This is a genomic window from Phyllobacterium bourgognense (genome assembly GCF_003337575.1).
GTDB lineage: Bacteria > Pseudomonadota > Alphaproteobacteria > Rhizobiales > Rhizobiaceae > Phyllobacterium > Phyllobacterium bourgognense.
The window spans coordinates 1-19,234 of the sequence record NZ_QPJM01000039.1; the positions used below are offsets into that span (position 1 = coordinate 1).

24 protein-coding genes and 1 pseudogene are annotated in these 19,234 nt (G+C 52.7%); 14 read left to right on the forward strand and 11 right to left on the reverse strand.

Annotated elements, in window-relative coordinates; translation table 11 throughout:
* The 3 genes from C7476_RS29580 to C7476_RS27050 all read right to left on the reverse strand — a co-directional run.
* The coding region (locus C7476_RS29580) for a helix-turn-helix domain-containing protein (RefSeq protein WP_181872638.1) at positions 1–132 on the reverse strand (132 nt) is incomplete at its 3' end.
* 82 nt (positions 133–214) lie between these two features.
* Entirely contained in the window at positions 215–592 is a 378-nt protein-coding gene (locus tag C7476_RS27045) for a hypothetical protein (RefSeq protein ID WP_114433013.1), read from the reverse strand.
* Between the two features lie 222 nt (positions 593–814).
* Complete coding sequence (locus C7476_RS27050) at positions 815–1,570, reverse strand: hypothetical protein (RefSeq protein WP_147274755.1); 756 nt, start codon at positions 1,568–1,570, stop codon at positions 815–817.
* 173 nt (positions 1,571–1,743) lie between these two features.
* On the opposite strand from C7476_RS27050, the gene C7476_RS27055 reads away from it, so the two are divergent.
* The 6 genes from C7476_RS27055 to C7476_RS27080 all read left to right on the forward strand — a co-directional run bounded on the left by C7476_RS27055 (position 1,744) and on the right by C7476_RS27080 (position 6,019).
* Positions 1,744–2,913 (forward strand): transcriptional regulator, encoded by a 1,170-nt coding sequence (locus tag C7476_RS27055; protein ID WP_114433015.1) that lies wholly within the window; start codon positions 1,744–1,746, stop codon positions 2,911–2,913.
* 22 nt (positions 2,914–2,935) lie between these two features.
* Positions 2,936–3,583: a hypothetical protein gene (locus C7476_RS27060; protein ID WP_114433016.1), complete on the forward strand. Its 648-nt coding sequence runs from the start codon at positions 2,936–2,938 to the stop codon at positions 3,581–3,583.
* Positions 3,584–3,664: 81 nt separating this feature from the next.
* Positions 3,665–4,105 carry a MerR family transcriptional regulator gene (locus tag C7476_RS27065; protein WP_114433017.1) on the forward strand — a complete coding sequence of 147 codons (441 nt, stop codon included), beginning with the start codon at positions 3,665–3,667 and terminating at the stop codon, positions 4,103–4,105.
* Positions 4,095–4,670: a PIN domain-containing protein gene (locus C7476_RS27070; protein WP_114433018.1), complete on the forward strand. Its 576-nt coding sequence runs from the start codon at positions 4,095–4,097 to the stop codon at positions 4,668–4,670. The genes C7476_RS27065 and C7476_RS27070 overlap by 11 nt, the downstream gene beginning before the upstream one ends.
* A gap of 69 nt (positions 4,671–4,739) precedes the next feature.
* Entirely contained in the window at positions 4,740–5,618 is an 879-nt protein-coding gene (locus C7476_RS27075) for a hypothetical protein (protein WP_114433019.1), read from the forward strand.
* Positions 5,619–5,821: 203 nt separating this feature from the next.
* Complete coding sequence (locus tag C7476_RS27080; RefSeq protein ID WP_114433020.1) at positions 5,822–6,019, forward strand: hypothetical protein; 198 nt, start codon at positions 5,822–5,824, stop codon at positions 6,017–6,019.
* A 427-nt stretch (positions 6,020–6,446) separates the two neighbouring features.
* Here the strand turns inward: C7476_RS27080 and C7476_RS27085 are convergent, their stop codons facing one another.
* Together C7476_RS27085 and C7476_RS27090 are read right to left on the reverse strand one after the other, a co-directional pair.
* The gene (locus tag C7476_RS27085; protein ID WP_114433021.1) at positions 6,447–7,430 is read right to left on the reverse strand and encodes a hypothetical protein; all 984 of its coding nucleotides are present in this window, start codon (positions 7,428–7,430) and stop codon (positions 6,447–6,449) included.
* Between the two features lie 169 nt (positions 7,431–7,599).
* Positions 7,600–7,863: a hypothetical protein gene (locus C7476_RS27090; RefSeq protein ID WP_114433022.1), complete on the reverse strand. Its 264-nt coding sequence runs from the start codon at positions 7,861–7,863 to the stop codon at positions 7,600–7,602.
* Positions 7,864–8,191: 328 nt separating this feature from the next.
* On the opposite strand from C7476_RS27090, the gene C7476_RS27095 reads away from it, so the two are divergent.
* The 6 genes from C7476_RS27095 (at position 8,192) to C7476_RS28470 (ending at position 10,136) form a co-directional block, all read left to right on the forward strand.
* Positions 8,192–8,866 carry an SOS response-associated peptidase gene (locus tag C7476_RS27095; protein WP_114433023.1) on the forward strand — a complete coding sequence of 225 codons (675 nt, stop codon included), beginning with the start codon at positions 8,192–8,194 and terminating at the stop codon, positions 8,864–8,866.
* Positions 8,867–8,881: 15 nt separating this feature from the next.
* Positions 8,882–9,238, forward strand: coding sequence for a hypothetical protein (locus C7476_RS27100; protein ID WP_114433024.1), 357 nt, complete (start codon positions 8,882–8,884; stop codon positions 9,236–9,238).
* Between the two features lie 74 nt (positions 9,239–9,312).
* Complete coding sequence (locus C7476_RS28465) at positions 9,313–9,477, forward strand: hypothetical protein (RefSeq protein WP_181872639.1); 165 nt, start codon at positions 9,313–9,315, stop codon at positions 9,475–9,477.
* A complete protein-coding gene (locus tag C7476_RS27105; protein ID WP_114433025.1) occupies positions 9,470–9,739 on the forward strand; it encodes a hypothetical protein in 270 nt (89 codons plus the stop codon). Before C7476_RS28465 ends, C7476_RS27105 begins: the two co-directional genes overlap by 8 nt.
* Entirely contained in the window at positions 9,736–9,966 is a 231-nt protein-coding gene (locus C7476_RS27110; protein ID WP_114433026.1) for a hypothetical protein, read from the forward strand. The genes C7476_RS27105 and C7476_RS27110 overlap by 4 nt, the downstream gene beginning before the upstream one ends.
* The gene (locus C7476_RS28470) at positions 9,963–10,136 is read left to right on the forward strand and encodes a hypothetical protein (RefSeq protein WP_181872640.1); all 174 of its coding nucleotides are present in this window, start codon (positions 9,963–9,965) and stop codon (positions 10,134–10,136) included. Before C7476_RS27110 ends, C7476_RS28470 begins: the two co-directional genes overlap by 4 nt.
* Positions 10,137–10,379: 243 nt before the next feature.
* Here the strand turns inward: C7476_RS28470 and C7476_RS27115 are convergent, their stop codons facing one another.
* The 5 genes from C7476_RS27115 to C7476_RS27145 form a co-directional block, all read right to left on the reverse strand.
* Entirely contained in the window at positions 10,380–11,654 is a 1,275-nt protein-coding gene (locus C7476_RS27115; RefSeq protein ID WP_114433027.1) for a hemolysin family protein, read from the reverse strand.
* Between the two features lie 787 nt (positions 11,655–12,441).
* On the reverse strand, positions 12,442–12,906 hold the full coding sequence (locus C7476_RS27125) for an AAC(3)-I family aminoglycoside N-acetyltransferase (RefSeq protein WP_114433028.1): 465 nt from the start codon (positions 12,904–12,906) through the stop codon (positions 12,442–12,444).
* Positions 12,907–13,552: 646 nt separating this feature from the next.
* Positions 13,553–14,410 (reverse strand): tetratricopeptide repeat protein, encoded by an 858-nt coding sequence (locus tag C7476_RS27135; protein WP_114433030.1) that lies wholly within the window; start codon positions 14,408–14,410, stop codon positions 13,553–13,555.
* Between the two features lie 73 nt (positions 14,411–14,483).
* Entirely contained in the window at positions 14,484–16,328 is a 1,845-nt protein-coding gene (locus C7476_RS27140) for an adenylate/guanylate cyclase domain-containing protein (RefSeq protein WP_181872641.1), read from the reverse strand.
* A 120-nt stretch (positions 16,329–16,448) separates the two neighbouring features.
* Entirely contained in the window at positions 16,449–17,429 is a 981-nt protein-coding gene (locus C7476_RS27145) for a D-alanine--D-alanine ligase family protein (protein WP_210207825.1), read from the reverse strand.
* A 329-nt stretch (positions 17,430–17,758) separates the two neighbouring features.
* On the opposite strand from C7476_RS27145, the gene C7476_RS27150 reads away from it, so the two are divergent.
* Positions 17,759–18,001 carry a hypothetical protein gene (locus C7476_RS27150; RefSeq protein WP_114433032.1) on the forward strand — a complete coding sequence of 81 codons (243 nt, stop codon included), beginning with the start codon at positions 17,759–17,761 and terminating at the stop codon, positions 17,999–18,001.
* Between the two features lie 412 nt (positions 18,002–18,413).
* Here C7476_RS27150 and C7476_RS29010 read toward each other — a convergent pair.
* Positions 18,414–18,569 (reverse strand): annotated as a pseudogene (locus C7476_RS29010) (cation transporter); the annotation flags it as partial.
* Positions 18,570–18,584: 15 nt separating this feature from the next.
* Here C7476_RS29010 and C7476_RS27160 point away from each other — a divergent pair.
* On the forward strand, positions 18,585–19,013 hold the full coding sequence (locus tag C7476_RS27160) for a MerR family transcriptional regulator (protein WP_114433035.1): 429 nt from the start codon (positions 18,585–18,587) through the stop codon (positions 19,011–19,013).
* The last annotated feature ends 221 nt before the right edge of the window (positions 19,014–19,234 follow it).

A 19,234-nucleotide genomic window follows, 5' to 3' on the forward strand; every position in this document is an offset into this window, starting at 1 on the left:
GATCTCGCGGTGAACCGTGGAGCGATGACGACCAAGAATTGATGCAATCTGGGCCAAGCGTGCCTTGGCCTGCAGCATCTGCGAAACGATACGCCATTCATCCATCGTCAATTGCGTGAAACTGCGGGGCATTCCATCACGCCGCCTCATCTCTCATGGATTTCGCATATGTTTTTTCGGAGGCTCGTGCGCTTAGGGGTGCCAAACCGTGCTTCTACTGTTTCCGGTCGGTATCAGCCCGATCTTCTTCATCATTGTCGTTGAGTGGAGCCGAGTGGTCCTCGCCAATGTGCTCAGCAGGTTCATCCGGTTCGCTCATTGAGCGCACTTTATCTTCAGCCTCATCACAAAGATGCTGCCAGGTTCGTGCCAGGCTGTCCGCAGTTTCACGATATTTCTCGTCAACGTCGGTTTGATCCGCTAGCTGCAGAACCTCATCAAAGTCGCGCACCCCTTTTTCGATGACCGCTTGCAGACGTGCCGCTTGATCCAATGTCAGACTCGTGCGGTTGAGGGCCTTTGGCACTTCTCTGACAAGCTTCTCAAGGAGGCCCGCATGCCCCTTTAGTCTTGGAATCCAATCTTTTTCCATCTCATGGCCCTCAATGGAAAGTCGCCGATTATACTACTCGAGGTTGACTCTATTTCCAATGCTGGAGCTTCTTCAACGCACCATCGTAGCCGCACCTACCAAGCGCGTGTAGCTCCCGTATGTTAGCTACGGATAGAAATAGTTCTGTCGCCGGCTTCCAAATAGTACTTTTGACGGCTTAAATTTAAATGGGACGTATAAAGTGTTGTGCTGTTTGTTTGATCATCGATGCGCCAACCCTTCCAATTTGCTCCTTTCCGTCTGGATGGGTTTCTTCCGCGAATTGGAACATTGCTGGTTGGACGTGTGATTGGCCGCGCGCTCCTTTGAAAAGCAACTTTTAGCAGACCGTATTCCACTTCTGGAACGAGAACGTAAGCTGGGTGCCAGCTCCTTCGCGCGGTCGCATTTTGAATATTCGATGTTCATATCCGCTGTGACGCTGATACAAGGGCTCTTACCCACGTTCTCAACTTCGACGAGAACACCTAATGATTGCGAGCCATTTTCTGTATAGATGCTCATCGCAGGTTTCCGGATTACCGAAAGCCACGGCCGTTGATCGGCAATGAAATGTTGCTGGGCAATGGCGTTTGCTGCTAGAGCCGCCTCTGAAGCTGCAACAGCCGAGGTTGTAGATAACCGAATATAGTACAGGTTCCAGAGAAGTGCTCCGGTTCCGATCACTCCGATGGCAACTTGGAGCCAAATTGGCAAAAGCTGAGCTTCCGATGTGGTCGCGCTTCGTGCGGCAGCCTCCGCGGCCTGACGTTGAGCAGCTAAGTCGTCGGCGTCATGTTGGGCAGATCTTTTTTCGAGATCTCGTCGATCAGCAGCGTCTCGATCGTTCTCAATAATTTCGACTGGAAGTAAGTATCGTTGAGATTTGTTATCTTGGGGTGGCGGATTTTGGTTCTGTGCTTGCGCATTCGGCTGAGAGACGAACAGTGTGAAAACGATCACCAATAATATACGCACCAAAAATACTCCCAACTTACCCGTCGATACCATGCTTGCGTGCAACGGACTTCACAAGAGGAGGTCGCGATGTCTTCTCTCACTTTTCTCTCCCTCCTCGATCAATCTCAAAGAATTCTGCTGAAATTGAACCCTAGACGTGCATACTGAGGTGGGGCTTTGGGGACAAATAATTGATATTGAAAATCAAAAAGGGCATTGCGCTCTTTCTCTTGGCGACTTCTCTAATTGCATTTGTTTGGTCGCCATTATTCGGCGCACTCCAACTCGCATTCAAATACTACGACCCATTTTCCATTACCGAGTATCGGTTGAAACGGCTGAGCACCGAGGCATATATTGACGCTATTAATTCTGCCCTTGCTGAAGACGATATCGATGAGGCTCAAAACTTGGTTGGTCTAGCCGAGAAATACGGTCATACACTTCCAGTAGATGTCATCTCAAAGACCAAACATTCGACGTTCCAGACTGTCTGGAGGTATTCGACCGAATTCATCTCAGGTGTAACCAAAGGCGAAGCAGGTTCTGCTGCCAGCATCGGCGGTGCGATGACAGCAGATTATTTCGGGGTCGGTGACGTCAGGGATATCGTGACCGAGGGAGACAAGATTGCTCGTGGTCAAGCATACGACAAGTTGACCCTTGGACTGGCCGCATTTGGACTGCTCACAGTTGCGCCGGGATCTGGTCCATTGGATGCAGGGGCTTCGATTATTAAGACAGCTAATAAGGCAAAGAAGCTTAGCAGCACTCTCACAAGCTCATTGCTGAAGCTGAGCTCCAATCTCATCGATCCATCGCGACTGAAAATCGCCCTCACGGACTTGACCACACCAATTATGCGTGCTCCAAAGTTCTCAACGCTTAAGTCGAGCTTACAATCTTTTTCATTTGAAGACCTCAACAACCACGACTTTTCAAAGCTAAAGAAATTGGCGGTGGAGGTTGTTCCGGCCGACATCGCTGCCATCAGAAAGAGATTTGATGGAGTGATCCGGCAAGGTCCCGCCGACGAGCTTGCAGTTTTCACTCAAAGCACGGGGTCCATCGTAGCCAGTGCTGGAGTGAGGGGTGCGTTTCGATCACTGGAGAATGCAGCGAATCCGCGTGAGCTTGCAAAGTTTAATGAACTAGCAAAACGCATGGGGAAAGAGACATCTTCCGCTCTGCTAATTTTGGGTAGGAAAGCCATTCTGCTTGGCGAATTAATCTATCAGATCATCGCATCTATGATTTTCGTTATTGCTTGGATAGCAGGCGCAGTTTGGGCCGTAATCGCATTCATCTGGAAAATCAGAGTTCTCACAAAACGCAATCGTCTGGCAACGAGCACGGCATAATATACTTGGGGTAGGGCCTGAAATGAAGAGATCGTCACTTGCGTTGATAGCAGCTGGAGTTGGAGGCGCAGCGGTTGCGGGCTACGGCCTGTCTATTGGTAGAGACGCCTGGAAATCCACCAAGAAGAATTTCTTGCTTATCCTCTTCCTCGCAGCCGTTGCAGGAGCCATGGCTGTGCCGTTTATCGGCGGTCGAGAATTGGTTCGTGGTCACGACAGAGGTTTCTTTGGCACTGTTTTCAAAACCTTGGTCGGCAGCGCTCTTCTTCTAGCTTCTGGTTTTGTGATGGGATTCGTGGCCGTCTGGTTGTTTGTGGCGTACGGGAACGACAATAATGCCGAAGTTAAAGCGATCGCACTGACTTTTGCTGCCGGCGCAACCGCCATGTCTGGCTGCGTTGGTCTGCTTTGGGGCTTATTCCAACGACCAGGACGGCTACGAAAGATAGCAATCACGAGATCCAACGACGACTTTTTGCAGACTGCAGGCATTCGTGAGACTGGCGGCGATAACATCACCCACTACGATGCGAGCGGGCAGGCGCTACGCTTTCTAGAAGTTCACACCGATCGATTAGTCTTTATGGCTGTTGGGAGACGGGGAAAGCGGGCGTACATTGATGTTGGGTCCGATGGACGCATGACCGCGTATTCAGGCGTCGTTATGTAGCTCCTCAAGTCGCTGCGGGCTTTCAGTTATTGCAGTTAGATCGCCATTGTCGTATATATAAGTTGTCGATGGAGATAAACGATGACCACTCAGATTTTACAGTTTAGGAAGCTTCAGGACCACGACCGGAAGCAAATGGGCTTTGTCCCCGGCAGGAGCGGTCAGGTTGAACTGCGCCTTCGAACCGGATCAAAAGCCACGGAAACCGTAGCTTTGCCCCCTGAAGTCAACGAAATGATCGGAGTTCTATTGGAGCACTTGGCACGCGGAGAGGAAGTTGCGATCCTTACGGAAGACCAAGAGTTGAGTCCCAATGATGTTTCCCGAGTTCTCGGAGTCTCCCGTCCGCTCGTAGTTCACAGAATGGATATGGGTGAACTTCCGTTTCGCTATGTCGGCAAACATCGACGTGCAAAACTTCGAGATGTGTTAGCACTCAAGGCTCGCATTGACGCACAGCAAGCTGCTCTCGATGCGCTAGCTGAAGACACCGAAGAACTTATGCGCGATCATGCCATTTGAGCCCCAGGTCGCCATCTTCGACGCGTGTGTCTTATATCCATTTCATCTACGCAATCTCCTGGTCCAATGCTCTGTAGATCGGCTAGTCGAAGCGCGCTGGACTGAAGAAATTCATGAAGAATGGATTCGGAACCTTGCCGCCAACAATCCCGCCATTTCCCGAGAGAGATTGCAAAAAACGAAAAATTTAATGAATCTCGTGCTGCCAAAAGCAACGGTGTCCGGCTACGAGAACCATATTTCCGATATTACACTTCCTGATGCTGACGATCGGCATGTCGTTGCGGCAGGAATCTCGGCTGGCGCATCCACAATTATAACGTGGAACACTCGGGATTTCCCACCTGAAGAACTTCAGAAGCACGGTATGACCAGGCAAACGCCCGACGACTTTCTTCTAAATCTTTACTCTCAATTTCCTGATGTGGCGGTTTCCATCACTTCAAACGCTAGGCGTAATTTGAGAAAGTCGGGGCCTTCAGCGCTTGAGTTTCTTGAGGATTTGAAGCGGCAAGGATTAACCCGCTTTGTCGATAAGATCGCGAAACACATAACCGACCTTTGAAGCATAGCCGCACGCTTGGCATTCGTTTTTCCTTGCCCTTGAAGTTGGACCAGGGAAGATGAGGATATTTTGCGCGATCGCCGGGAACTCAGAGCCATAATCGATCAAATGATGAGGTACCAACATCGTGATTTACCTGCTTGGACCAAGGCATGGAACGATGCTAAACCGGGAATGGATAAAGCCCTCGAGAAGGTTGGTTTGGAAACCGAGCAGCCGCGCCAGAGACGACATAGCGCGCGGCTTAGGAACAGGAATTTGAAGGAACCATCTAAACTATACGTAACCAAGCTTGCTGCTGCCAAGCGGCAACTTTGCGCTGCGATTCGAATGTTTTTTGATGGCGAGGACGAGTTAGCGGTTCATACCGTCGCGCATGCCGCCTATAAGCTGCTAAGCAACATTAAAACCACGCGAGGTAGGGACGAGGCGGCTGATGACTACCTTAATATGGTTTTCTACCATGTTCAGGAATACCGACGGGGCACACTCCCTAGCTTTATCGCAAACGATCCTGAAATGATGCAGTTCATCCGCGACATCGCAGATCGTTTACCGATAAATGCATCTTCACGATTCACAGAGGTTACCGCCTCGGTTACGAAAAATGTTGCAAAAGATTTTTGGGATAAACGGAGTAAAGTTGCGAACTTTTTGAAACACGCAGACCGCGACCCTAAGGCATATCTGGATTCGGATGAAGTTGATAATTTGACTTTGCTTACACGCGCGCATGGGGCGTACGTTGATCTCACGCACACTCACATTGATCCCGAAGGAATAGTGCTGTGGGTGTATTCTTGCGTTACCACTGGTATGGCAGAACTTTTACCTTCGGAATTCAAAGATAAAATCGCAGCTCTTCACAAACGTAATACGGACGAGAAGCTTCGTTTCTGTTCAAGATGGTTGCACGAGTTAAGAAATCCTGGTTCGCATGATCAGTAACCAATATTGGTAGCGAGATTCATACAGCGAGAGATCGGCCCACTCGACGCCCTACCATGTTGGGTAGCACTTGACTCCGATTTGTAAGCAGAACAAAATAAGAACACGAAGCTATTGCGGCGGTTTCATCACATCCAGATCTATAGCCCTTCTGTCGCGCATATGGGGAGCGGACAGGCTTGTCTCAAAATAGGAGAAGGCCAATGAGCGAACCCGAATTGAAACACGATGGTGAAGTCGAACAACTAATTGCCGAACATGGGGGTGACGTCCATGCTGCAATTGCAGATCTGCTATCCGACCGCAATTGCTTGATAAAGGAACTCGAATACGCAGCGCTTGCGATGGGCCACGGCTTTGCCCGCGGGTGGAAGCCTAAAAGCCTGCAGTCGGATCACTGAGATGACCAGAAGTCGTGGCGCGCTCTCGACGACGATGGTGGACAGATGTTACCCACATCAGGTCATGGTCAAGAATGACAGTCGTTACCGAAAGAACCTGTGGGAGATCAGCCATCTTGCGACGAAATTAGGGGCGCATGCCCTTGGCCACCACTTCCATTTCGCCGAAGAAGGAGCGCACTACAGCGTTTATTGTTTCCCGACTCGGGATTCAAGGAAATGGGCGGCTGGATGGCCAAAACTGGCAGCGGCGGCAAGCCGATATACTTCACCTATTGTGGTGGAATGACCGTGCAGAACAGGCTTTACCTGGACGCATCGACGGGTCGTATATTCCACTGAATACTGGACGACCCTACTGTCCGGGCGGGCTGCCCTCGGAACTTCTCAACGGCAAGGGCGACAGGATCACCGGGTGTGATAGCTATCACTTCCCTCCCAGAATGTTTGACACAGCGTCCTCCTTCGTTTCGTGCTCGGCGACGCGCTCCGCAATCTGCCTCTTGATCTCGTCAATGCGTAGCTGCAACTCTGCCTGCATCGACTGAATAACTTTCTGCTCGGTGGGAACGTCAATAAACAGCCTATTCGAAACGTATTGCCCAACAATGTCGTCAGACATGACGCCTGGCTTGAGAACTTCATACATCGCTGTCGCAGTCCAGTGTGCAAGATCAGAATTTTCAATGTCAATCAAGCATTTGACCCCTCGGGCCTCATCGGAAAACAGCGGATTGCGCATAAGTTTTTCAACCTCGAACCGCCCGTTACAGTTAAAATCAAAGACATACCTCACCTCAGCGGCCTGGTACTCGACGCTCTTGTTACCTGACCATTCGCGGTCGAAGTACCCCTGATCACCGTTCTTTTTGTAGCCATACTTATTTCTTGCTTTGATAGCTTCGTACAGGGCAGCGTCGAAGTCCTGTTCCTTGAGGTCGACACCATCACACGTTGCGTACACAATTGGCTCAGTGAGAAGTGTTCCCCCATGGGGCCTCTCATCACGAGATTCACAACGGTCGAACGTAAGTTGAATGCGAAAGATGCGATCATTCAAAGCATATGCGTTTGCTGTGGCCTGCCGCCCAATCTCACACTTCGTCGTAGCCACACCCTCGACCGTATAGTAGCCAGGGGTGTTATCTACGGAGAGGTCGTCCTGATCAGCGAACGGGTTATATTCAGTATAAACAGGTTTGAAGAGATCCGGTTCGATAGTCGTGTTTTGATCTACCTTCTCAAAGGAAATTGTGTGCCCCGCGCGCTCGCACTTTGCGCTGGATCCGAGGCCGCTTTCGAAAGTCGTCAGACTTTTTTGCAGTTGCGATGGCCAATCAAAAGTCTCGGAGGCGTACGCCGAGTTCGCAATCACGAAGAATAAGCCCGTGGCCAGCCAAAACGATTTCATAGATTTCCCCTGGAATGATGGGCCTCTATATCTCTTGGCCCCAGTACCCGCAAGCGCGGCATCAGGGCGCTATCGCTCGTTGCCGTGGAGGGCCACACTACCAGTCTGCCTGATACCCTCGACTGTCGATATGAACGAAGCTCGGATATCTTCCATCCTGCCTAAGTACTTAGGTTTTTCGACTAAGATTCACCATTTTCTCGGAAGTTTCCTCGCCTTTTGTACGAAAAGTCTCGCGCTGATGCAGACTTAACTTGCTGAAATTGTTGACAAAAATCGCATAACGCATATTATGGAACATGGCTGCGGTTTTGTGGCTGTTGCTTTTTGCGGCGAAACCGCCTTTTGCTGCGGCGGCCTTTCCGGCGCAAAAATGCGGTTTGGACGTTGCGAACCAGTCGGATGCGAAACGGCTAGCGGCCGTTTCGGGCATTTGACGGAGAATGGATCACGCCGGCGGAACGGAAGAAAAAGACGTGGCGTTCAAAGAATGTTCGCGTGAGGGTGGGCAGAGATGTCTTCCAAGCGATATCTTAGGCCGATCAAAGAGACGCAGGATTTTCGGATCTGGGAAGCTGGGACGATCTGTTTGCATATTGCATCCACTGTGGTCGGATAGGTTCGTTGGATCGATATGCATTGGAAGGGAAATACGGAAAACACGCGACAGTCCGCGGTTTAAACAGAAAACTGCGCTGCATTGTTTCCGGATCGCGGGAAATGAATTGATCGGTGCCAGGAACAAGCTGAGAGATTAGCCCATGTGCAACCTTTATAACGCCACAACCACCCACGAAGCGATGCGGCGGCTCTTCCTGCCGATCAACGACCTGACCAATCGCCTAACTCCGCAGATGGATGTCTTTCCCGACTATCCCGCACCGATTGGCCGGAAGGACGCAAATGGTGACCGTGAGCTGGCAATAGCTCGATGGGGCATGCCGACGCCGCCACAATTTCTGAAGGGCGAGGTCGATTACGGTGTCACCAATATCCGCAACGTCAAATCACCGCACTGGCAGGCTTGGCTTGGGCCGGCAAACCGCTGCGTTGTCCCTGCGACAAGTTTCTCCGAATACGGCAAGCTACCGGACCCAGTCACCAAGAAGAAGCCACTCCATTGGTTTGCGCTCAATGAGCACAATCCACTGTTCTGCTTCGCTGGCATCTGGACGAACTGGTACAGCGTGCGCAAGAAGAAGGAAGGGCCAGTGCAGGCTGATATCTTTGCGTTTCTGACGACCTTCCCGAATGCCATCGTCAAACCGATCCATGAACAGGCAATGCCAGTCATCTTGCGCACCACCGAGGAAATCGACACCTGGATGAATGCGCCGACCGAAGAAGCGCTACAGTTGCAAAGACCCCTGCCCGATAATGAACTGATTGTTTTGCCACAACCGAAGGCAGAGGAAGAACAACCGTTGCTGCTCTGATCGGAGGATTGAGCCATGCCATGGAAAGTCAGGTTCCGCGACAAGGATTTCATTGGCAATGAAGGCTGGGATCCGGAGTTTGAATTTGAGGTCAGGGAAGCGTTGACGCATACGCAGGAGCTTTCAGGTTCTGCAGAAATCATTATTCATGTGAAGGACAACTCTGTTGACGACGTGACCGTTCACGAATCCTCCGATCCCGACGAGTTCCCGTTTAATGGCGTCCACGGTCATCATCCCGAACTCGGTGAGGTATTTCTTTTTTCCGGAGTGCCCGATGACGGCGAAGGGCAATTGATCGCCCTTTATAGCGCAAAAGACTTTGGTGAACAGCCATACAACGACGAGCGGTTCACAGGTGATGGCTCATGACTATTCCCGGCCCTACGCGCGCTAGAAACGACTCAGAACGCTTCGTTGATTGTCAGCGGGCAGTCGAAGATCGAATGCTTGAGCTCTTGGGCGATGCCCAGGTTGCCGGATGGACCAAGGAAGAAGTCCTCGCCGCAATGATCGAAGTTGCCGAGAATACCAACCTGGCGATGCACCCAAACGCGCTGCTGTCGGTGGAAACCGAGTTGCGCAAGTTGATGAAGAAAAAGGATGTCTGATCTGCCTGTTGCAAAAGCCCATCCTGCTCGCCTTGTTGTCGTCGTAGCGTTCAGCCGAGCGGACAATGGGCGGATTGTGCCGGCTTACGATCCGATGCAGTTCGACACCCCAGAAGAGGCCACTCGAATGGCGCGCTACCTCGCGGCGAAATGCGCGGGCGTTTTGGCTTGGAGTCGGGAAGCCCGACCTGTTATCGGTGAATATGGGCCGACGACGATTCTGTTTCAATCCGGCGACGTGCCGGAGCTGGAGCAATATTGACGCCTGAACGATTTAACGAATGCCTGAAACTTCTACGATGGTCCCAACTTGATCTGGCCGCCGCCCTGGAATGCGATGTGTTTCTGGTCAACGCCTGGAGTAACGACATTGAGTCCGTGCCTGGCGACATTGCGGCGTGGCTCGACAAGCTGGCGAAGGCCCATGCCAAGGCAGGGCTTCCGCAGAATTACAAGGGCGTCCACCTGAAGATGAAGATCGGCAAATGAGCGAAATCCCAAAACCCGCCTATCCCGATCATATGGAGAAAGCCCCGGCCGGGCTTTTTGAACACTACTGCATGCACGAAGGCTGCAATGCGTGGGGATCGTTCGGATTTGAGAAGCGCTACGGGCTTGAATGGTATTGCGGCGAACATAAGGGGGATGCTGACAATTAACTCGCCTCGCGGACTAAAATCCGGGCTTCTTTAGTACCCGCAAGCATGGCGCGGGCTCGAAAGAAAGTAGCCACCATGGGCGCGAGCTTCATTGTGTATCTTCAAACTCCGTGCGTTCGATAGCGCATCGACGGTCCTCTAAGATGACATCTCGCTCGAGCATGACGCAGTGTCGCCACCAGCCACGTTCTAGCCCTGCCAGAACTGGAGAAAAGATCTCCTAACTTTAGACCCCCGACCTGGCTACAAGCGGGAAGCCAAGACTTTATCGACGCGGCGGTGATCAAGGTCGACGACCTCGAATCGCCAATTCTCAACTTCTATTGCCTCTCCCGTTACGGGAATCCTTTCCAAGTGATCGATCACAAAGCCCGCTACCGTCTCGTAGTGGCGGTGTTCAGGTAGGTCGAGACCGAGCAAATCCGCCATTTCATCGACGGGCATCCAACCCGCAAGAAGCCATGATCCGTCCTCCCGCCGTACCGCCTCATTTTCTGACTGATCCTCATCCGAACGGAACGCGCCCGCAATGGCATCAAGGATGTCGCCGGGTGTCAAAAGTCCCTCAAAGTGACCATATTCGTCGTGAACGAGCGCCATTGGCACGTCGGCATTTCGCAGGACCTTGAGCGCCGCCAAGGCGTCCATCGTATCGGGAATGATCGGAGCATGGCGCACGTGATCGCGGATGACCACAGCCGAGGACGCAAGCATCGGCTCGATCATATCCCGAAGCATTATGACGCCGACAACGTTGTCGCGATCACCGTCAAACGCCGGGAGACAGGAGTGGTTGGCTGCGATGAGTTTACGTTTCAGTGAGACCGCATCTTCGCCGACATCGACCATCTCGACCTCGGTTCGCGGCGTCATCACAGCGCGCACGCTGCGGTCACCGAGCCTGATGACGCCGGATATCATGGAGCGCTCTGCTTCCTCGATGACGCCTGTGCTGCCAGCCTCGGCGACAATCGTCAGGATTTCCTCATCGGTTATGGCGCTTTCGGATGCGGTCGATATGCCAAGGAGCCTGAACACACCGCGCGTCGACGCATCCAGCGCCCATACGGCCGGCGCAGCGACAAGCGACAGGACGTTCATGGGGCGGGCGATGAAGCAGGCAATGCGCTCCGGATTCTTCAATGCCAAATGCTTCGGAACGAGTTCGCCGATAATTACCGAGAGATAGGTGATGATACCGATAACGAGCGCATACCCTGCCAGATCGGCGATATCCGCGCGCACGCCTGCACCAGCAAGGAATACGCTCATGCGCGATCCAAGTGTTGCACCGGAAAACGCACCCGCGATGATACCGACGAGTGTGATGCCGATTTGAACTGTTGATAGGAACTTCCCGGGATTCTCCGAAAGCGCAATGGCCGCGCTTGCTCCCGCGACACCGCGATCAAGCAACATCTCCAGTCGGGCTTTACGTGCCGAGACCACCGCAAGCTCAGATAGTGCGAAAACGCCGTTCAGGAGAATAAGAAAACCGACGATCAGCAATTCAAACATAAGATTTTGGATTAACCCCAAGACGAAACTTTTGCAGCCGGATTCGTCAAATGCCCAGCTGCTGCAACCAAGTAGGTAATTGCGTCGTTTCAGCCAAGCATGGAAGCTAGTCAAGTGGCAACCGAACTAATGGAGGTGGGATATGATTCGGTCAAAAAATCGCGAACTCTATCTTCTTGGCTATCGATTCTCGGGACAAATGGCGACGGCGGCCCTCATAGGATTGTTTCTCGTGACAGCTGTAGTCATTGTAAGCCCCGTGTTAATTTTGCGCTTTCAGTATTTCCAGTGAAGGCCGACAGGAGGCACGTTGGAGGAACTGTGATGGCTTTGCGGGGCTTGGGATAACCGACACTGAGTCGAGCAGTTTGATCGGTAGACCCTCGAATACCCCGGTTGACTGCTTCCTACGTGGCGTGCCAGCGAGAATGCAAAAATCGCACCTCGACTTCGTTGATTGACTTCGGTCTGTCCGAGCGGCACATCACGACTTCAGCCGTCTTGGAGGACTCACATGGCAGCACAGCACGTCAAGGAAATCGACGCAGCGATAAAGAATTGATTTCCTCGCGTCGCCACGAAATTCTGCAGATCGCACAAAACGGCGCAAACCCTGGACCGCTCAAGAATCTGGTGGAAATCCAGACGGCTATTGATTGTGACATCGCTCCCGTGCGATTGCGCCAGAACCAACCGTGTTTGCCGTCAAACGCCGCTTCCAATTCACCTGGGCCGGACGGTGAACCACGTCCATCGCGGGCTCGCGAAGTGGGTTCCTGTTTCTGGGCTACGGATCGGTCACTATGTCAAAATGAAGAACATCCTCGCGAATGCCGAGCTTTTCGTACAGTGCAATCGCCGGGTCATCACCGTAATCCGCTTGAACGTATACGACCCACGCGCCGCGGCGCTTGGCGATATCTCTTAAGTGGTTGATAAGGGACGTCGCTATTCCTTGCCGACGATACCTTTCATCTACTGCGAGGTCATAAATATAGAACTCACGTCGCGCCTGCTCAAACTTGTCAAGTTCATAGGAGACAAGTCCACCCGTCACAACTCCGCCTGCCATCGCGACCAAGGCAACGACGTGATCCTTGGCCAGGAAGTCCTTCATATAGGCCTCACTTGGCGGGTTGTCTCCGTATGTCTGGCAATCGGAAAATGCGTTTCCGAACAAGGCATTCAACTTACGAAGAAGGCAGACGTCATCTGGCGTGAGGCGTTTAAGCGTAAAACGCTGAGTGGACATGAACAGATTTTCCGCACTACTGAATGCCTTGGATACTTGCGCACATCGGCCGAATTGCAAGCGGATTCATTGCGCAAGGGGCGAGTACAGTCTGTTCGAATGAAAAACGATGGGTTGGGCGGAACTCGTCGAAGCGCATAAACTCGGCAAAAGACACCTGTCCAGTTCTGCAGCCCCCATGTTTATGTTGACTCTAACCTATGCCCTCCCTCGAAATGACGGCAAAGTTGAACCAGGTTATCCACCAGAACGTGTCGAGCAAGAGCAGAAGCGCTTCGTTTTGCAATTGATGATATGCGGACGTCGTTGATGAGAGCGACGGCGTCGCGGATTGCGGCTTCTACGCGCATTCCACAAGTCCGACTTTAACGTCTGGCGGCTACGCTAAATTTTGATGAATTAGTCCTTTAATCAATTACTTGAGCCGCTTTTGGTTGGTTTTTTGCTACCTAATGCCGGGCATGTCGAAGAAAGAGTTTCTTGAACTCATCACTCGAAGATAGTGGCTAGATTGTTTCCGGTGGAGCTCGTCAAACTATTGGTTGCGAGACGAGTGGGAGCCACCCAGCCAAACCGCGGCGAAACCGCCCCCGACCCGCTATGTGATGAGGAAGGCCCGTGTCGTGCTTATCCATGGCCGACAGGATTATGGATTATCGTTTACTGAATGCTTTAGCCCTGCTTTATCAAGTCCAGTGATCCAGTGGTCCCGTTCAGTTGCGCTGCCATATTCATAGGCCGCTGACTTTGCCAGTGTCCAGTTCGGTTCAATCTTGCTGAACTCCTCCATGATCGCTTTTGCCTCGCTTAACATTTTCTCTGCCTTCCCAACGTCTGCCTCGGTGGTTGCGAGTTGGGCTTTGCTTGCAGCCAGTATCAGCCGGACATCGTTAGGCTGCTTCTCTTGGGGTACAATCTTTCCGATCTCGTCTATGGCGTCCTGGTATCGCCCGAGATGGTAATCCCCTCTTGCCTTGATCCAATGGTACCAATAGGCGTGATCCTTATTGCGATCCATTGCATCGAGAACAAGCTGAACTGCCCGTTTCGGATCACCATGATAGATCAACGCCTCTGCCATGTCGGCGTCAAGGTCGGCGAGGTTTTTGACGTACCATTCAGAATCGGGCTTACTTTCAACGAGCTCGCGGGCGGTGGCGTATTCCTGAAAGCTTTCAGTAAATTTGCCCTGATGCCAACGGAAGATTCCGAGATACCAGTGGCCCATGAAAAATTTGTGCCAGCCTTTGTTCTCATCCTTGCTCAACTCGACGGCTTCTAGGGCCCGCCGCTCGGCCTGCTCAAGCGCTGTCTGGCGAGGGCCCCAGTCATTTTCCAAATCCCGGCACCAAGCGTAGGACAATTCGGCATAGGCGGGCAGATAATTGATATCTTCTTCGTCTATCGCCTTTCGGTAGAGCTCCTTTGCCTCTTCATTTCCTTCGGGAGTCAACGGTTTATTTCTTGCTTGTCGGGTAAGCACCTTGGCTTGGGCGGTAGTCATGTCATTTCCCCTTTGCTTTTACTTCGGTTGTGGTTTCGGCCAATTACTAAAGAGCTTTCAGGGCCGTTCGACCCTACATCTCCTTCAATCCGGCCTTCCGTAATCCAGTCAGCCAGTGCTGTCGGTCGCTGTCCTTCCGATAGAAATAAGCGGCCGATTTCGCGATCGACCAGTCGGGATCAATTTTGCTGAACTCGGCCATAATGGCTTGAGCTGCCGGAATGTCGCCGAGCTGCGCCTTGCTTGCTGCAGTGATCAAACGGACGTCGTTCGGTGGAGAGTTGATCCTGCCGATGGCGTCGATGGCGGCCTGATACTGGCCGGCCATATACCGGGCCCTGCCTTCGTTCCAATCATACCAGTATTCATAAAATGGATTGCGAAGCTTGGCAGCTTCGATCTGCTCTATCGCCTTCTCGGGCTCGCCGCCGTAAATCAGCGCCTCTGCCATGTCGGCTGCGAGGTCCGGATCGTTGGGATTTATTTGGCGTGCTGTTTCGTATTCCCTGAAAGCCTTTTCGAACTCACCCTTGTTCCACGCGACAATGGCCAGGTACCAATGGCTGCTGAAATCGTCATTCAACGCCAGGGCCTTCTTTGCAAGGTCTTCGGCCTTTTGGAGTGATGCTGCTGCATCATCAGTAAAGCCGCTCTGCGCCGCCCTGACATAGACGTAGGACAGTTCGGCATAGGCGGACGAATAGTTCGGATCGAGCTCGATCGCTTTTTCAAAAAGCAGACGGGCCTCGGCATTTCCCTCCGGCGTGACCTTACTGGGATCGGCCCAAATCGCTTTACCCTTCAGATAATAGTCATAAGCGCTCATGTTTTGTGTGAGCTTCTTGTTGGAGCGCCGCTCTTCGGCCGCCGTCACCTTAACGGCCAGGGCCGTGACGATATTCTTGGTAATATCCTCCTGTACCGTAAACGTGTCCCCCAAAGTCTGATCGTAGCGGTTGGCCCATAGGTGATAGCCAGTCTCGGCATCAATGAGTTGGGCGTTGATCCGCAGCCGCTCCGGGGTCTTTTGTACGGTGCCTTCCAGCACATAACGCACGCTCAGTGCCTTCCCTATGTCCTGAACTTTGGTCGGCTTGCCCTTGAACGTGGATGCCGAGTTGTAGGCGATGACCATGAGGCCGGAGAATTTGGAAAGGTCACTCGTGATGTCATTGGTGATGCCGTTGCTGAAGTACTCTTGCGTCGGGTCGCCGCTGACATTGTCAAGCGGCAGGACCGCGATGGAAGGTTGCGACGGCGACAGGAGGTGCGATCCGGTTTCCATTTTGGCTGTTATCTCGGGTGCGTACTTCCACCAGACCGGAAGTGCAATAACTGCAAGAAGCACTGCTGTTGCTGCCGCAAATCCCCACGCAGGGATGCGCCTGCGCGAGTGCGTTGGACCCACGCCTTTGATTGAGTAAACGTGTACCGGAATGGGGATATTCTTCAGTTTTTTTGAGCCAAGGTCTACAAAGCCCAGGTTCGGCAGGTGTTTCACTTGCTCGTAAAGAGTACCGGAGACGCAAATTCCGCCAGGCTCGGACAGCCCTTCCAGACGCGCTGCAACATTAACCGCATCGCCAAGGAGATTATCCTGTTCGACAACGGCATCACCCAGATTTAGTCCCACACGGAAAAGCATGCGCCAGTCTTCCGACAGCTTCTCATCGAGCAGCATTATTTGATTTTGGATTTCCACGGCACAGCGCATGGCCTCGACAGGGCTGTGGAATGCCGCGATCACGCTATCGCCGGCACCGCCGAATACGCGGCCGTTATGGGCCTGAACACGGTCCTGGATGATTGCCGCACAATCTTTGAAGAGCGCGAGAGCGGCTTCCTCGTCTTTCCCGACGAGGCGGCTGTACTCGACCGCGTCAGCGGCCAGTATCGTAACAAGCCTGCGCTGCAGCATATTCTTTCCCCTCTCCAACATACCATTATTTTGCCGAGAGCGGGTAACCGACGGTTCTAGTCAGTAAGGCTTAAGCCTTTGAGATTGGTTCATCTTGGGAATAGAAGGGAGCCGTCCAAGCTATCGAAAAATACGTGTCGAAGCAGACGCCACGATCTTCTCGATCAGCGAGACGTAAGACAGGTTGGTCATTCGGGCGATGAGCGGGAGATCCGAATCTCTGGGATGCATGCCCGCGAGCGGATTTGCTTCCATGAAATTGACTTCGCCTGCACTATCGCAACGGACGTCGACGCGGCCACCATCACGCCCCCCGAGACACATCCACGCCGCGATCGCGAGGTCCGCGGCGGCTCTACTCGTCGCGTCATCTACCAGACGGGGAGCGACCCGCTCGTCAAAATGCTTCTTGTTGTCGTAAGAGTATATTTCAGGCTCCGGCCCGTCTTTGAGGACTATCTCCATTGTCCCGAGTGAATAGGCAGCAGATCCTGTTCCTAGAATACCCACCGTGAATTCGCGCCCGGGCAAATAGACTTCGACAAGCACTGGTTGTCTGTGGCGGGCGAGCAACCGCTCGCACCCCGACTGCAATTCTCCCCGATCGTGGATTTTCGACACGGCGGAGATACCCTTGCTGGTACCCTCGGCAATGGGTTTTATGAACAAGGGGAACGGCAGGGAAACACTCGTAATATCAGAAATCGTCTCGACAACCGCGAAATCGGCTGTTCGGATACCACTGTCGCGAACAACCTGCTTCGCCGTCGCCTTATGCAATGTGACAGTAAGACAAAGCGGATCGGCAAACATATAAGGAACCTCATAGGCCTCCAGCAGGGCGGGTGCCAATGCTTGGCGGCCGAAACCGTACATTCCCTCTGCGCTGTTAAAAACGAGATCCCACCGATCGCCTTGACCCAACCGCATTGCCAGCGCCTTGGCAGTACCGATACGTTCCGTCGAATGACCCAGTGAGTGCAACGCCGATTCTATTGCCTCGATCGTCTCTAACCTGTCGAACTCGGCAATCTCTTCCTCGGAGTAGCCTTCCTTCGCGTAGTCGTCCCTGAGATCGAATGTAATGCCAATCTTCATCATTTGGCCCGCCTTCGTGGTCCCTCAATTTTTCAGCGCGGCGTAATCTACCATCGAATGGTCCGCCACCGATAAGGAGATTTAGAACATCCAAGCTGCCAAGGAGGCGGGCAACTACGTCGATGAGCCCGAACGCGGACCGCCAACAGGCAAGGCCTTCCGGTGGCACAAGAACAGGCCACGGCGGCGTGCCTAGTGTGATTGTCACTGGCAGACATACTATTGACGCCAGCCCACTTGAGTTTTTTAATATCTAGGTCGCTGGTCTATCAACGGCGCACTAGCGATTGAGAGCCGTACGCGCTCCAGCCATTGATGTTGGAGGACCTGTCATGTCTCTGCATCTTTTTGAACAATTCACCTACAGCGAAGACGACTGGTACATTATGCAGGACGCCCACCTTAAGGCGTGCGAGCTTCTCGGCCTCGACCCGGTGTCCTATAAAAATGCGGACCGCTTGGCGCGAACCATAATGAATATCTTCGATGGGGGAGCGCGCGACTTTCAGATTATTGCTTCGATAGCCGCCCATCGTGAAGCCATGTTGGACCGTCAGTTCGCCACGTATCATTGATTGTCGCAAAACATGTATGATTGCCAAATCTTCGAAAGGTTTGGTGGCTGGTCTTGGCTTTAACAAAACTGCAGCATTTCTGGATTTTGGGCCTCGAGTGCGATCCCCTGTTCGATCGACACTATACGCCGCATGGCCAGACTGAGCTTTCCAGTGAACGCCAAGGATGGACCGAGTATGTTCAAAGCGGGCCGACAAGTTGGAAGTGGCAAATCACTGGGGCCGGGAAGCAGGCACTAGAAACGCAAAACGCCCCGCGGTAAGGCTGACGGGCCCTTCGAGTTTCGCCGAACCCATACCCGAAAAGGCCCAGTAACGGAAACAACCCCGAACATTTTGGTTCGGGATCTTTTTCTAATTTTGCTTCAGTGCCTGACGCAAGGCACCAAAACGTAGACGATAGTGGGCTGGGGTTACCATCGTGATTAATGGTCATGGTGCCGGCACTCACAGAAACGGATACGTCGGCAATTCCTGGCAATCGACGCACGGCAGTGTCGATCTTGCAAGCGCAACTAGCGCAGTCCATGCCTTCGACGCGAAAGCGTGCCTTGGTCGATGCCGCCATCATGATTCACTCTCCATTGATTTCCGTTTTTGTAACCCTACATCCTCTAGTGACTGCAGCGGCGTGAAGGTATCGACGAACCGATATTACGAACACATCGGTTTGTTGCCCGTGCCTGCGCGCACAGGTGGCAATCGCAGATCCTACGCAACAGTTGATGTACGCAGGCTGGCTTTCATCCGGCATTCGCGTGAACTAGGTTTCGAAATCGATGCAATCCGCACACTGCTCGCGTTGCAGGATGATCCCAATCAGCCCTGCGGAACGGCGGACCAGATTGCCAAAGAGCGGCTGGTCGACGTCGAGCATCGGATACGCAGCCTCAACGCGCTCAAGGGTGAATTGGAACTGATGGTCGAAGGGTGCAGACATGGCCAAGTCTCCGAATGCCGAGTCATCGAAGTCTTGGCTGATCACGGAAAATGCGTTCACGTTGAGCACTAGCTGAACCCATCAGCTTATTCCGCCATCGTACTTGTGGCACAAACAGGTCGAGTTAGCAGGCTCAAACCAAAATCCGCCTATGAAGCCCATATCGATCGGGGTTTTCCCGCTTGGCTAGATGCACAAGCGATCAGGGCGCGAGCAGTAATGTTGGAACCGTCGGTTCCTGTGTGAAACTAACTGTGCCTTGCATCGGCCGCTAGCCTTCACCGCTTTCTGTG